Origin of the sequence: Amorphus orientalis (assembly GCF_030814015.1) — a bacterium.
Taxonomy (GTDB): Bacteria; Pseudomonadota; Alphaproteobacteria; order Rhizobiales; family Amorphaceae; genus Amorphus; species Amorphus orientalis.
Genome location: NZ_JAUSUL010000001.1, coordinates 1295143 through 1309580 on the forward strand (window position 1 = coordinate 1295143; position 14438 = coordinate 1309580).

The window sequence follows — 14438 nt, forward strand, 5'->3', positions numbered from 1 at the left end:
TTTGCCGAGCGGCCCGGGGGAGGGGTGGTCCGGTCGGGAAGACAAAACGCCAGCCAGAGGGAAGGATGTTGGCATGAAACGGATCGTCACACGGATTGCCGCAACAGCGGCCGTGGTGCTTATGGGGACCGGCGCGGGCCTCGCCCAGGATACGGTCAAGGTCGGCCTCGTCGGGGAGATGTCGGGACCGTTCGCCCAGTTCGGCGAGCAGTTTCTGGGCGGTCTGAAGGCCTATCAGGCCATCAACGGCACCGAGGCCGGGGGCAAGACCGTCGAGGTCATCATCAAGGACGTGGGCGGACCGAACCCGGACGTGGCCAAGCGTCTGGCCCAGGAGCTGATCGTCCGCGACAAGGTCGACGTGCTGACCGGCTTCGGTTTCACGCCGAACGCGGCCGCGGTCGCACCGATCGCCACCGAGGCGAAGGTGCCGATGGTGATCATGAACGCGGCCGCCGAGGGGCTGACCCAGGCGTCGGACTACATGGTGCGCGTCTCGTTCAGCCTGCCGAGCCTGGTGCCGCCGATGGCCGAGTGGCTGGTCGAGCAGGGCCACAAGAAGGCCTACCTGATCGTCGGCGACTACCGGCCCGGCCATGACGTGGAGAAGGCTTTCCTGGAGGCCTTCCCGGCGGCCGGGGGCGAGGTGGTCGGCAACGTCCGCACGCCGCTGATGACGGTCGACTTCGCCCCCTACATGCAGAAGGTGAAGGACACCCAGCCGGACGCGATCTTCGCCTTCGTCAATGCCGGCGACGTGATGGCCAGCTTCCTGAAGGCCTATCGCGAGAAGGGTCTGGATGAGGACGAGATCGTTATGGCGGGTACCGGCGACATCACCTTCGAGCCGTCCATGCCGGCGGTCGGCGACGCGGCCGAAGGCATCGTCACGTCCTACAACTACTCGATGATGCACGACTCCGAGCTGAACAAGCGGTTCGTCGAGGAGTTTCACAAGGCGGCCGGCGCGGACGTCGACCCGAGCATCATGGGCGTCGGCGGCTATGACGCGATGGCGCTGATCTACGCGGCCTTGGAGAAAACCGGTGGCGACACTGACGGCACCGCCCTGGTCGAGGCGATGAAGGGCATGGAATGGGAGAGCCCGCGCGGTCCCATTTCCATCGATCCGGAGACCCGCGACATCGTGCAGAACATCTATCTGCGGAAGGTGGAACAGGTCGGCGACAAGTTCGGCAACGTCGAGTTCGAGACGATCGAGCCGTCACAGCAGTAGCGCGGGACACGGACCGGTCGGGATGCGCGCCATCCCGACCCACCCCCGGGAGGAAGACGATGCCGAAAGAGATCATCCAGTCGCAGAAGGCACCGGTCACGGGCTTCACCGACCAGAGCAAGCCTTCGCCGCTCGCCCAGGCGATCAAGGCGGGCGGCTTTCTCTACGTGTCCGGCCAGGGACCGCTGGACCCGGAAACCAAGCAGGTCGTGTCCGACGACATCCGCGAACAGACGCTGCGGACGCTGAAGAACCTGGCGAGCGTGCTCGAGGCCGGCGGCGCGACCATGGAGCAGGTCGTGAACATGCGGGTGTGTCTGCGCGACGTGGCCGACTTCCCGGTGTTCAACGAGGTCTTCCGCGATTTCATGGACGGGGTGAAGGTGACGCGGACCTGCATCGGCGGAACGCCGCACCGGGCGGGCGTGAACGTCGAGATCGACTGCGTCGCCTATCTGGACTGAGGGGAGAGCGGCGCTTCGCAAGCCGCAGCGAACGGACGCCGGCACCCGATCGGCGGCGGAGCGCCCAACATGAGGAGAGGCAATCGCGATGTATTATGAACGTTCGCTCTCGAAAGCGCCGGTTATCGAACTGGAAGAGGCCGTCAAGGAGCTCGCGGAGACCGGCAAGCGGGTCAAGGTGCTGTGGCAGGAGCCCGACGCCCTGACGTTCGTGGCCCGCGGCCGCGAATACCGCAGCGAATTCCACATCAACCCCTCCGACGAGATCATGTACATGATCAAGGGGCAGATGAACCTGCACATCCGCAAGGAAGACGGGTCCGAGGAAATCGTGGTCGTCCCCGAGGGCGGCCTGAACTTCACGCCGCACGGGATGCCGCATTCGCCGCGCTTCCCGCCGGACGCGTTCCTGCTCGTCTCGGAGCGTGTGCGCCGGGAAGGCGAGGCGGACCGGTTCCAGTGGTACTGCCCGAGCTGCGATGCGCTGCTGCACGAGGAGACCTTCGTCGTCTCCGATTACCGCGCCGATCCCGTGTCGAAGGCCTATTCGAACTTCTTCGACAGCGAGGAGGCCCGCACCTGCGGCAAGTGCGGCAACACGATGCCGCGCCCCGAAGGCGTCTGAGATACCCGCATTTTCCGACTGTCTCTGCGGCGCTGGGGGCTTTACATCCCGGCGCCGCCCATCGTTTCCGAGGCCATGCCATGCGCCAGGACGGGCCCCTTTATCCCGACCGGATTCTCCACAACGCCAAGATCGTCACCTCCGATGCCGACTTTTCCGTCGTCAGCGCGTTGGCGATCCGGGGCGGCCGCATCGTCGCCACCGGACGCGACGAGGAGGTGCTCGCCCTGGCCGGGTCGGAGACCCTCCGCGAGGATCTGAGCGGCGCCACCGTCCTGCCCGGGCTGATCGACACCCACATCCACGTGGAGGAAGCCGGGCTCATCAGGCACACGGTTGACTTCAAGGGCGTGGACAGCGTCGATGCGGCGCTGGCGCGTCTGAAGGCGTTCGTGGAGACGCGCGCCCCCGGCGAATGGATCGTCGGGCAGATGTGGCATCCCCAGTCCCAGCTCGCCGAGAAGCGCTTTCTGACGGCGAGGGAGCTGGACACGGTTGCGCCGGACAACCCGGTGCATCTGCCGCTCGGCCACTTTTCCCTTCTGAACAGCCTGGCGCTCGAGGCCTCGGGCGTGACCCGGGACACGCCGGACCCTGAGGGCGGCACGATCCACCGCGATGGCGACGGCGAGCCCACCGGCGTTCTGGAGGAAGCGGCGGAACGGCTGGTGTTCGCCGCCTTCCCGGGGTGGACGCCGGAGCAGCGCCGCGAAATGCTCATCGACGCCCAGGCCCACTGCAACGGCTTCGGGCTGACCAGCGCGATCTCGGCCGCGGTGAGCCCGACCGACGTGCGCCACTACCATTCGATCCGCCGGGCCGGCGAGCAGACGCTGCGTCTGAGCCTGATGTTTGCGCCGACCGGCGAACTCAATCCGAACCTGACGGATGCGGAGTGGGAGCGGTTCTTCACGCTGACCGGAGCGACCTCCGATTTCGGCGACGAGTGGCTGAGCCTCTCCGGCGTGAAGCTGCAGGTGGACGGCGGCATGACGCTGCGCACCGCGGCGATGCGCGATCCCTATCCCGACGATCCGAACTACCATGGCGTCTGGGTGATCGAGCCGACCCGGCTCACGCATCTGGTGGCGGTGGCCAACCGGAACGACTGGCGCGTCGGTATCCACGCAGTGGGAGACGCCGCGGTGGATGCGGTGCTCGACGCCTACGAGGCGGCGGATGCGGAGCGCTCGATCCGGGACCGGCGCTTCATCGTGATCCACGGCAGCCTGATGCAGCCCGACCAGATGGACCGGGCAAGGCGCCTCGGCGTCCGGGTCGACGCGCAGCCGACCTTCCTCTGGAACAAGGCATCCGCCGTGGCCCGTTTCCTGGGCAAGGCGACGGCCGATCGCGCCGTTCCGATGCGCACCCTGATCGACCGCATGGGGCTCGATCTCCTGGGGGCGGGCACCGACTACTCGATCAACGATCTCGATCCGTTCATCAACATCGCCTTCATGGTGACCCGGCGCGACGTCAACGGCGACCTCTACGGGGCGGAGCAGGCGATCAGCCGGGAAGAGGCGATCCGGCTCTACACGAGCGCGGCCGCCCGCTACGCGTTCGCCGAGGACCGGGTCGGGTCGCTGGAGCCCGGCAAGCTGGCCGATCTCGTGGTGCTGTCCGACGATATCCTGAGCGTGCCGGACGAAGACCTCAGCACGATCCGCGCGACCCGCACGATGGTCGGCGGCCGGACGGTCTACGAAGCGTAGCCGCCGCGGCCGCTCCGCTCAGAACTGCGAGAAATATTCGCGCTGCTCCCATTCGGAGACCGTCAGGTGGTAGCGCTCCCACTCGGCGCGCTTGATGGTGGCGAAATAGCGCGCGACGTCGGCGCCGAGCTTGTCGCGGTAGAACGCGCTCTCCTCGAACCGCTCGATGGCGCCGATCAGGCTCATCGGCAGCTTCCGCGCGTCGCTCGAATAGGGGTTTTCGGCCGCCGGCGGGGCGGTCAAGCCGCGCTCCAGCCCGTCCAGGCCGGACAGGATCTGGGAGGCGAAATAGAGATACGGATTGGCGGTCGGCTCCGCGACCCGGTTCTCGATGCGGCTCGCCTTGTCGCCCGGCGCCATCAGAGCGCGGATCATGGCGCCCTTGTTGTCGCGGCCCCACTGCACCCGGTCGGGCGCGAGCTGGTTCGGCTGGTAGCGCTTGTAGCCGTTGACGGTCGGCGTGGTGAACAGGCAGCTCGCCTCGGCGTGTTCCAGAAGGCCCGCGACCCAGCCGCTGGCGGTCGGCGACAGGGCGCCGTCGTCGCCGGGAATGAAGAGGTTCTCGCCGCTTGCGGCATCCACGACCGACTGGTGGAGGTGCCAGCCGCTCGGCATCGCGTTGTCGAGCTTGGGCCGGCACATGAACGTGGCGTGGAGCCCCTTCCGTCGGCAGATTTCCTTGGTCATCGAGCGGAAGACGACCATGTTGTCGGCGTGGGCCAGCGGCGTGTCGGGCTCGAAGGTGAACTCGCACTGGCTCGGACCGAATTCGACCTCCATGGAGCGCACCGGCAGGCCCATGGCCTGGGCGTTCCGGCGGACATCGTCCATGACCTCTTCCAGGATGTCGTAGCGGGACTCCGTCAGATACTGGTAGCCGTGAGACAGGAGGCTGGTTTCGGGCGGCGAAGCCGGCATGCCGCTGTCGGAATGGTCCAGTCGCTCGTTCTCGATCTTCAGGACGTAGAACTCGACCTCCAGTCCGCAGATCAGGGTCCGGCCCGTGGCGGACAGATCCGAAATCGCGCGCTTGAGCAGGCCGCGCGTGGAGAACGGCATCGGGCTGCGGTCCTTGAAGGTGATGTCGCACAGCATCGACGCGCTGTGCGGCGCCCAGGGCAAGAGCCGGAACGTGGTCGGGTCGGGAACCATCAGCACGTCGCCTGCGCCGGTGAGGACGCCGGGGCCGAAGCCGATGTTGTCGGACCAGACCGGGAAGACGGTGCGATGGGAGGTGTCCTTCAGGAGCAAGGTCGAGGTGATCGCGACGCCGCTGCGCATGGCCGATGCCAGGCCGGAAGCGACGATCGTCTTGCCGCGCAGGATGCCGTGCTGGTCGACGAAGGCCAGGCGGATCGTCTCCAGCCCGCGGCTTTCGACCTCTTTCAGGACGGCTTCTGCGGCGCGTTCCCGGTCTGCGGATTCCGCGCCCTCGGCCTGATCTTCCATCCTCATGACAGCTCCAAATCTTCCAGAAATCGGACCTTGTCCGATGCACGCAGCGTACCGTTTCACCGCCGAAGACCCGCGCCAACGGGGCGTTCGCCGATGACGCCGAAAACTATCGCCCATTTGTTCGTTAGTCGAACATTAGATGCTGTCCGAGATGCCGCGACGACGAATATCCGGGGACGGACGTGCAGCATCGCCTCCATGCAGGCGACCGTCGGAGCATCTCACGTCCAGTCTGTCCCAGTCGGAGCGACGCACGCCCCGGTGGAGCGCAGTCGCGGGCGCCGGCTTCAGGTCGCGGACGTAGCGGCAGGCGGAGCGATCTGGGTCCGGTTGCGGCCGGCCGCCTTTGCGGCGTAGAGCGCCCGGTCGGCCCGGGCGAGGGTCTCGTCCAGATCCTCTTTTGAATCGTGGCGCTCGGTGAGCCCGCAGGAGATCGACACCGGTACTCCGTAACGAGTCGACAGCCCGCGTGTCTCGATGGCCGCGCGCATGCGGTCGATCGCGGCTTCAGCCTCCTGGGCCCGGCACTTCAGGAAGATGATGCAGAACTCGTCGCCGCCGATCCGCCCCAAGAGATCGGTCGGTCGGGACTGCTCGGCGAGAATGTCGCTGATCTCCTTGAGCACCTCGTCTCCGACGTTGTGTCCGCAGGTGTCGTTGATGTGCTTGAAGGCGTCCAGGTCGATCAGCGCGATGGTGGTCGGGCGCCAGTTCTGTTCGCTGCGCGAAAGGATCTCACTCGCCCGCCCGAGTAGCCAGCGGCGATTGCCGATGCCGACAAGGTCATCCTGAAAAGAGAGCGCTTCCAGTTCTTTCCGGGTCTGGGTGACCCGCCGCACGACGGTGTTCACCGTCTGCATGAGGTCGGACAGCTCGTCATTGCCGACCTGCGGCAGCTCGTCGAACTCGTCGCAATCGCGAAATCGGGTCAGGTTCCGGTCGATGGCGGCGACAGGCGCGAGCATGCCGCGCACGATGACGATCGTCGCGACCGTCCCGATGATGGTTCCGACCAGCAGCAGACCGAGAACCGCGAGCTTCGCGCCTCCGGAAAGGTCCACCAGCCAGAGACCCAGGATCACCGTCACGATAAGGGGGATGTGCGTCCCGACGAAGCACACCGCCAGGATCTTCATGAAATAGGATTTGGGCCACGGAATGCGCGAAAAGGCCGAATAGATACCCAAATTGATGGTCCGGGCCTGGGCGCCCGTCATGCTTCTTCCATCCCTCATCCGGTGTTCATCGTAGTGTCGGCACTCGTGTGATGGATTTGGGAGCGTGGTCCGACATTGTAAACGCTGGATCGACGGCAATCGATCGCAGCGCTGCGGTTTCGCAACCTGGTGCGACTGGGGCACTGCGGCGGGAGGATGGGCTCCGGAGGGTCCGGATCAGCTCAGCTTGGCCTGGGGCTCGCGCGGCAGATGGACGGTGACGACCGTTCCTTCGCCGATCTCCGACTGGATATCCATGGTGCCGGAGTGCATCTCGACCAGCGAGCGGGCGATGGCGAGGCCGAGTCCCGAGCCCTGGTGGGTCTTGGTGAACTGGTTCTCCACCTGCACGAAGGGCTGTCCGAGCCGCTCCACCTCGCGCTTGGGAATGCCGATGCCGGTGTCTTCCACCGAGACGATGATGGCGTGCTGCTCAAGCCGGGCGCGGACCGTGACGCGGCCGTTTTCCGGGGTGAACTTCACCGCATTCGACATCAGATTCAGGAGGATCTGCTTCATCGCACGCCGGTCGACGTTGATGAACATCTCCGGGGCGATGGAGGAGGCAAGCACGATGTCCTTCTCGCGCGCCGTCGGCGTCATGATGCGGGTGGCCTCGCCGACGAGCTCCTCCAGATCGACGGCCTCCACCGAAAGATCGACCTGACCGGCCTCAATCCGCGACATGTCGAGGATGTCGTTGATGACGCCGAGCAGATAGGTGCCGGAGTGGTGGATGTCGTTGCAGTATTCCTCGTACTTCTCCGACCCGAGCGCGCCGAACATGCCCTGCTGCATGATCTCCGAGAAGCCGATGATGGCGTTCAGCGGCGTGCGCAGCTCGTGGGAGATGTTGGCCAGGAATTCGGACTTTGCCTTGTTGGCTTCCTCGGCGCGGGTCTTCTCTTCGGCGTATTTCTCGGCCAGCTCGACCAGCTGGCGCGCCTGGCTTTCCAGCTTCTGGCGCGACTGGCGGAGGTCGACGACGGTGGCCCGGAGCTGCCGCTCGGAGTCCATCAGCCGTTCCTCGTGGCGCTTCAGCGCCGAAATGTCGGTACCGACGGACACGAACCCGCCGTCCTTGGTGCGCCGCTCGTTGATCTGCAGCCAGCGTCCGTCGCCGAGTTCGGCCTCGTAGGAGCGGGCGCCTTCCTCCGTCTCGATCATCTCCGGCGGGGTCTGGCTGGAGACGATCGGCTGGCGGGCGGCCTGCATGATGGTGGCGTAGGGCGCGCCGGGCCGGATCGCCCCGTCGGGCAGATTGTGCAGCTGCTGATACTTGGAATTGCACATGACCAGCCGGTTTTCCGCGTCCCACAGCACGAAGGCCTCGGAGACCGTCTCGATGGCGTCGCGCAGGCGCAGGTCGGCGGTGGCGGAGCGCTCCGCCATCAGCTTCTGCTCGGTGATGTCGAGGGCGATGCCGATCAGGTGCGGCATCTCCTGGGGACCGTCGGTGACGAGCTCGGCGCGGATGCGCAGCCAGATCCAGCTCCCGTTCGCGTGGCGCATGCGGAAGGCGCGGTCGAGAACCGAGGTCTCGGTTTCCAGCATGGTTTCGGCGATGGCATAGAGATCGCCGTCGTCCGGATGGATCAGCGCGGCGACTTCGCGGAAGCCCAGGAGGTCGTCTTTCGGCGGCATGCCGAGGACCTGGTACATGGAGGCGGTCCAGAACATCCGGCCGCGCGCCAGATCCCAGTCGAACAGGCCGCAGCGGCCCCGCGTGAGAGCCGTGTCGATCCGGCTGCGGGTGGCCTCATAGATGCGGTCGGCGCTGCGCGCCCGGGTCGACTGGGCGTAGAAGGCATAGACCAGCACCAGGATGACGCCCGAGGTGCAGACAAACAGGGTGACGTTGGCGGACAGGTCCTGGCGCCAGCGCAGGAAAACGGATTCGACCGGCTGGGTGAGGGCGACCATGCCGATGTCGTCGGGCAGGTGATGCACGGTGGCGTAGGTGTGGTCGTCGAGGCCGTGCGGCGTGATGTCGAGGACGCCGGCCCGCTCGCCGAACGTGGTCAGGGGCTGGTTGCTGCCCAGAACGGCGGTGAGCGACTGGCCGATGAGCTCGGGCCGGTAGGGCGCCGTGGCCAGGATGGTCTCGGCGGCATCGGCGACGACGATCTGACGGTCCGCCCGGGTCGCGCCGGCCGGCAGGGCGTCGGCAAGGGCCGCGGCGGCGCGGGCGCGGGTGAGTGTCGCCTCCTCCTCAAGCTCATTCGACAGCTCGGAGGAAATGGCCATCGCCATCAGGCCGAGATCGGACCGGGCCGCGGCTTCCGTGGCTTCGTAGTCGGATACGATCACGGCGGTCCGGTAGGCGGCGATAACCAGCACGAACACGACGGTGAGGAGGGGGATGGCCCGCCGGAAGAGCGGCTCGGTCTCGAGGAGCTGATGATAGCCGGGGGCCGCGAGAAGCCGGACGTGGCCGCTCAGCTTCTCGGACGGTTCGCTCCCATTCGCCTGCTCTGGAGACAGCGCCTTGCGCAGCCGGCCCTGAATTGCCGACGTCAGCCATGAAATGTGCGAGCGACGTCGAATGGTCGCGTGGGAAGCCCCCGCGCGCGCCATGGCAAGATCCCCTGAAAGTGGCTTGATTCCGTTATTGAATCGCGCCTGCTAGCGCCGAATCATTTGCATTTGAATCGACGTGAATCCAGTTGTCCAGCGTTTTGATTAATTTTCGGTAAGCACTGAATCCGGCACGCAAAATCCGCGCGCCGGATCGGTGGCGCGCGGGGGCCGTCGGGGCCGGCTTGAACGGGGGAATTCAGCCGAGCATTCGGGAGACGATGTCGGAGGAATCCCGGGACAGGTCGGCCCGCTCGGCGACCCGCTCCAGCTCCTGCCGGGCGAGGGTGCGACGACCTTCCTCGAGCGAGCGCCAGGACCGGAAGGCGGCCAGCAGCCGGGCGGCGACCTGAGGGTTCTTCGGGTCCAGCTCGATGACGATGTTCGCGATGAAATGGTAGCCGGCTCCGTCGGCGCGGTGGAAGCCGGTCGCATTGCCGGTCGCGAACGCGCCGATGAGGGCGCGCACCCGGTTCGGGTTGGCGATCGAGAACGCCGGGTGATCCATCAGCTCACGCACCCGGTCGAGGGTGTCCGGCTGGGGGATCATCGCCTGCATCGACAGCCACTTGTCCATGGCGAGCGCGTCGCCCTCGAACATCTTCGCGTAGTCTTCAAGGGCCGGTTCGGCCGACGGCAGCCGGTTCATGGCGAGCGTGGACAGGGCCGCGAGCCGGTCGGTCATGTTGCGGGCGGTGTCGAAGTGGGTCTTGGCGAGCTCTTCGGCGCCGTCGGTCCCGCCCGCCACCAGATAGTCCAGCGCGCAGGCGCTGAGAGCCCTCCGCCCGGTGGACTCCGGATCGGGATGGTAGGGTCCGTCATCCTGAAGTGTGTCGTAGAGGTCGCGCATCGTCCCGGCGAGGGCGGAGCCGATCTCACCCTTCAGCGTGGTCCGCGCCTTTGACACGGCCGCCGGATCGACGTCGGTCGCGATCTCCCGGAAGACGTCGGATTCGGCCGGAAGCTGCAGCGCGAGCGCCCGGTACGCCGGTTCCAGCCCGGTGTCGGTGGCGACGGTTTCGAGCGCCTTGATGAACTCCGGGTCGGCGGCGAGGGTGTCTCCACGCCGGATCGCCTCGGTCGAACGCTTCAGGTGATCCATGGCGAGCGTCTGCGCCGCGTTCCAGCGATTGAACGGGTCGCTGTCGTGGGCCAGCAGGAACAAAAGGTCGGCGGTATCGGTGTCGGCCTCCAGACGGACGGGCGCGGAAAAGCCCCGCAGCAGCGACGGGACAGGCCGGGCGCCGATGCCGTGGAAGACCACGGTTTGTTCGTGCTCGCTGAGCAGGAGGACATCGGCGGCGGCCTCGGCGCCTTCGATCCGCTCCACCTCCATATCGTCGCCGTTCGGGCCGACCAGGCCGAACCGGATCGGGATCGGCATCGGCGCCTTTTCCGACTGGCCGGGGGTCGAGGGCGTGTTCTGGGTCAGCTTCAGGGTGAAGGTGCTGCTGCCGGCGTCCCAGGAGCTGGTCGCGGTGACGGTCGGAGTGCCGGCCTGATTGTACCACAGCAGCATGGTATCGAGATCGGTGTCGGTCGCCTCGGCAAAGCAGGCGAGGAAGTCCTCGATGGTGGCCGCTTCGCCGTCGTGGCGCTCGAAATAGAGATCCATGCCGGCGCGGAAACCGTCCTCGCCGAGGCGCGTGGCCAGCATCCGGACGATCTCGGCGCCCTTCTCGTAGACGGTCGCCGTATAGAAGTTGTTGATCTCGCGGTAGCTCTGGGGGCGGACCGGATGGGCGAGCGGACCGGCGTCCTCGGGGAACTGATGCGCCTTCAGGGTGCGCACGTCGGAGATCCGCTTGACCGGCCGCGAGCGTTCGTCGGACGTGAACTCCTGATCGCGGAAGACCGTCAGGCCTTCCTTCAGGCAAAGCTGGAACCAGTCGCGGCAGGTGATCCGGTCGCCCGTCCAGTTGTGGAAGTATTCGTGGGCGATGACGCTCTCGATGCCGGCGTAGTCGGTGTCGGTGGCGGTGGTGGGGTCGGCCAGGATGTACTTGTCGTTGAAGACGTTGAGGCCCTTGTTCTCCATCGCACCCATGTTGAAGTCGGAGACGGCCACGATCATGAAGATGTCGAGGTCGTATTCCCGGCCGAAGCGGACCTCGTCCCAGCGCATGGAGCGCTTGAGGCTGTCCATGGCCCAGTGGCACCGGTCCTCCTTGCCGGGCTCCACGTAGATGCGCAGATCGACGGTGCGGCCCGAGGCCGTGACGAAGGTGTCGGAGATGTGCGCCAGGTTGCCCGCGACCGCCGCGAACAGATAGCTCGGCTTCGGATAGGGATCGTGCCAGACCGCATAGTGGTGGCCGTCGGCGAGCTCGCCTTCCTCGATCGGGTTGCCGTTCGACAGCAGGACCGGAACCTGATCCTTCGGTCCCTCCAGCCGGGTCGTGTAGACGGACAGGACGTCCGGCCGGTCCAGGAAATAGGTGATCCGGCGGAAGCCTTCCGGTTCGCACTGGGTGCAGTAGGTCCCGCTGGAGCGGAACAGCCCCATCAGTGCCGAATTGCCCTCCGGGTTGGTCTCCGTTCCGATGGTCAGCTCGAAGAGGCCTTCCGGCGGGCGCTTCAGAGTGAAGGCGTCCGGCGTGGCGACGTAGTCGTCCGGGGACAGGGGCTTGCCGTCCAGCTCGGCGAAGACGAAGGTCAGCGCATCGCCATCGAGGGTGAGCGGTGTTCCGCCCCTGGTGCCGTCCCGGGCGGCCAGCGACAGGGTCGAGGTGACCTGGGTGCGCTTGGGGTCGAGCTTCAGATCGAGCCGGACAGTTTCGATGGCATAGTCGGTCGGTCGGTAGTCGTCGAGGCGGATGGTCTGGCCGGTCTCAGTCTTCATGGGGCGGTCCTGGCATGCGAAACGGATCCGGGACCCTAGAGCAGATCGCCGGCAAACGAAACGAAGCGGATGTGTCGCGGCAGCGCTTTTGGCGCCCGGGCTGCTCGCCGGACCTGTGTTTGCCGCCTTTGCCTGCCCATCTATAGTGCCGGCAACGTGATCCTGCCGTCGGGCTTCAGGGCCCGACATCCGGAGCGGGAACCAGTGATGGGGCGAGCACGCCGGGAAATGTGCCTCGGATGCGGGGCCATCGTGATCGGAACAAGGCGCGGGGCGGCCTGGGCGAGTGTGGACATTTCGGCGTACACGAAACGGACGCGAGGCGGCGGACGAGTCCTCCGTCGGGGGAGGGGGAACCGTGCTGGTTCGCGATCCGGCGTCGCCCGCCCTGCAGTCCGAGGCGTCTGCACGCCGAGCCGGTCGCGATCCGTACCGCCGGCGCTGGCCGCGGATGTCGCTTGCTCTCTTTCTGGCGGGCACGTCGGGGCTTCTGGTCGCCTGCGCCCTGATGAGCGTCCTGGTCCTGACCGTCGCGGCCAATTTCCAGAACACCTTCACGCTCCTCAACGACAAGGCCGTCCTGGTGATGGAGACGCTCACCGAGCGCATCACCGGGCGGGTGGAGAACGTGGAGCCGGCCGTCTCGGAATTGACCCGCTTCTACGCCGACGGCGTCATCGAGGTCACGCCGACCGACACCCGTGAGGCGCTGCTGAAGGGGATGCTGTCCGGCGCGCCCGCGATCCAGGCCATCGTCTTCTACGATACCGACTTCGCCGCCTCCGGGATCTTTCGGGACGAGGACGGGAGCTTCAAGACCACCTCCAGAGAGAACTCCGTTTCCCGGGAAGTCGAAGACGCGCTCGACACGGTCAAGCTGGGCGATCCGCCGAGATGGGGACCGCCGCTCAATGTCGGTGGGCAGACCTACATGAACGTGGCGGCTCCCCTCAGCCGCAAGGGGCGCCTCGACGGCTACGTGGTCGCCGCCGTCAGCATCTCCGGCTTTTCGAAGATCGTCGAGGAGGTCGGACGCCGGAACGACGGGGCGGTCGCTCTTCTGTACGGCGACAATACCCTGTTCGCGCAGACCACGCTTGCCGGCGTGCCGGTCGCGCTCAATCCGACCCGGGAACAGCCGACCATTCCGCTGGCCGACAGCCGCGATCCGGTCCTCAAGCAGTTTGCCGGGCGGCGCGAACTCAGCGGCTTTTCCCGCGCCCAGTTGGCCGGCGTCTCGGTCAGCAACATCGTGGCCGGCGACGAGAGCTATGTGGTCATGTCACAGGCGATCACGGGGTACGGCCCCGAGCCCTGGATCGCGGTTCTGTACAGGCCGGCCTACGAGGTGATGGACGAGGTGCACCGCCTGCGCGGGTCGTTCATGATCGGCCTCGTGCTCCTCATCGCGTCAGTCATCGTGGCGATCTTCACCGCGCGCGGGATCGCGCGGGCCATCGGTCGCATCGCGCCGGAAGCCGAACGCATCGCCAGGCTGGAACTGGATGCGGTCCGCCAGCTTCCAGGGAGCCGGATCCACGAGGTGGACACCGAGGCGCGGGCCTTCAACGCCATGGTCGACGGGCTCCGGACGTTCTCGATCTACGTTCCCAAGCAGCTCGTTCGGAGGCTGATCCAGCGTGGTTTTGCGGATGCGACCCGCTCGCGGGCCCGGGAGGCCACGGTGATGTTCACCGATATCGTCGGCTTTACCGCGTTGTCGGAGCGCATGAGCGCGGAAGAGGCGGCCTCCCGCCTCAATGCCCATTTCGACGGTCTCGTCTCCTGCGTGGAGGAGGAGTTCGGGATCGTCGACAAGTTCATGGGCGACGGCATGATGGCGTTCTGGGCGGCCAACGACGTTCCCGATCACGCCGACCGGGCGGTGCGCGCCGCACTGGCGATCGCAAAGAAGGTCGAAGCGTGCACCGCCAAGGCGCGCGCCGAGGGAGATGTCGAGCTGCGCATTCGCATCGGCCTGCACACGGGCTCCGTCATCGTCGGCAATCTGGGCGGCGCGGACCGCGTCAACTACACCATCGTCGGGGACACGGTGAACGTGGCGGCGCGACTGGAGAGTTTCGGACGCAATGTCGATCCGGACGCAGATGCAACGATTCTGGCGAGCGCCGAGACCGTCGCTCACCTGAGCTTCGAGACCCGCCGCGAATCCGTCGGCGCGGTTCGGCTGACCGGTCGCGAGGCGGAAGTGGATGTCTGGCGGCTATTCGGTGTGGACTGCGAACCGGCGTCGCCGCACAGTGAGGCGATCGCGCAGCAGGGCGCCTGAACCGGAGGACGCT

General features: G+C 66.5%; 9 protein-coding genes. 5 read left to right on the plus strand and 4 right to left on the minus strand.

Annotation, left to right across the window (positions count from 1 at the left end; all coding sequences use genetic code 11):
* Nucleotides 1–73: 73 nt before the first annotated feature.
* From J2S73_RS05820 to J2S73_RS05835, 4 genes are all read left to right on the plus strand, one after another.
* Nucleotides 74–1237, plus strand: a complete 1164-nt coding sequence (locus J2S73_RS05820) for an ABC transporter substrate-binding protein (protein ID WP_306884501.1) — start codon at nt 74–76, stop codon at nt 1235–1237.
* A 59-nt stretch (nt 1238–1296) separates the two neighbouring features.
* Nucleotides 1297–1701, plus strand: a complete 405-nt coding sequence (locus J2S73_RS05825) for a RidA family protein (RefSeq protein ID WP_306884502.1) — start codon at nt 1297–1299, stop codon at nt 1699–1701.
* A gap of 88 nt (nt 1702–1789) precedes the next feature.
* On the plus strand, nt 1790–2326 hold the full coding sequence (locus tag J2S73_RS05830; protein ID WP_306884503.1) for a 3-hydroxyanthranilate 3,4-dioxygenase: 537 nt from the start codon (nt 1790–1792) through the stop codon (nt 2324–2326).
* A gap of 80 nt (nt 2327–2406) precedes the next feature.
* A complete protein-coding gene (locus J2S73_RS05835) occupies nt 2407–4044 on the plus strand; it encodes an amidohydrolase (RefSeq protein WP_306884504.1) in 1638 nt (545 codons plus the stop codon).
* Between the two features lie 18 nt (nt 4045–4062).
* Here the strand turns inward: J2S73_RS05835 and J2S73_RS05840 are convergent, their stop codons facing one another.
* The 4 genes from J2S73_RS05840 to pepN form a co-directional block, all read right to left on the minus strand.
* Entirely contained in the window at nt 4063–5499 is a 1437-nt protein-coding gene (locus J2S73_RS05840) for a glutamine synthetase family protein (RefSeq protein WP_370874387.1), read from the minus strand.
* Between the two features lie 287 nt (nt 5500–5786).
* The gene (locus J2S73_RS05845) at nt 5787–6716 is read right to left on the minus strand and encodes a GGDEF domain-containing protein (RefSeq protein ID WP_306884505.1); all 930 of its coding nucleotides are present in this window, start codon (nt 6714–6716) and stop codon (nt 5787–5789) included.
* 177 nt (nt 6717–6893) lie between these two features.
* Complete coding sequence (locus tag J2S73_RS05850) at nt 6894–9293, minus strand: sensor histidine kinase (protein ID WP_306884506.1); 2400 nt, start codon at nt 9291–9293, stop codon at nt 6894–6896.
* A 199-nt stretch (nt 9294–9492) separates the two neighbouring features.
* On the minus strand, nt 9493–12135 hold the full coding sequence (pepN, locus tag J2S73_RS05855; RefSeq protein WP_306884507.1) for an aminopeptidase N: 2643 nt from the start codon (nt 12133–12135) through the stop codon (nt 9493–9495).
* Nucleotides 12136–12493: 358 nt separating this feature from the next.
* Between pepN and J2S73_RS05860 the strand changes: the two genes are divergently transcribed.
* Entirely contained in the window at nt 12494–14425 is a 1932-nt protein-coding gene (locus tag J2S73_RS05860; protein WP_306884508.1) for an adenylate/guanylate cyclase domain-containing protein, read from the plus strand.
* Nucleotides 14426–14438 lie beyond the last annotated feature (13 nt).

Bases quoted from the DNA above. Each gene is read 5' to 3' on its own strand.
- J2S73_RS05845 (WP_306884505.1), bottom strand. From the start codon at position 6,716: ATGACGGGCGCCCAGGCCCGGACCATCAATTTGGGTATCTATTCGGCC.
- J2S73_RS05820 (WP_306884501.1), top strand. From the start codon at position 74: ATGAAACGGATCGTCACACGGATTGCCGCAACAGCGGCCGTGGTGCTT.
- J2S73_RS05840 (WP_370874387.1), bottom strand. From the start codon at position 5,499: ATGAGGATGGAAGATCAGGCCGAGGGCGCGGAATCCGCAGACCGGGAA.
- J2S73_RS05835 (WP_306884504.1), top strand. From the start codon at position 2,407: ATGCGCCAGGACGGGCCCCTTTATCCCGACCGGATTCTCCACAACGCC.
- J2S73_RS05830 (WP_306884503.1), top strand. From the start codon at position 1,790: ATGTATTATGAACGTTCGCTCTCGAAAGCGCCGGTTATCGAACTGGAA.
- J2S73_RS05825 (WP_306884502.1), top strand. From the start codon at position 1,297: ATGCCGAAAGAGATCATCCAGTCGCAGAAGGCACCGGTCACGGGCTTC.
- pepN (WP_306884507.1), bottom strand. From the start codon at position 12,135: ATGAAGACTGAGACCGGCCAGACCATCCGCCTCGACGACTACCGACCG.
- J2S73_RS05850 (WP_306884506.1), bottom strand. From the start codon at position 9,293: ATGGCGCGCGCGGGGGCTTCCCACGCGACCATTCGACGTCGCTCGCAC.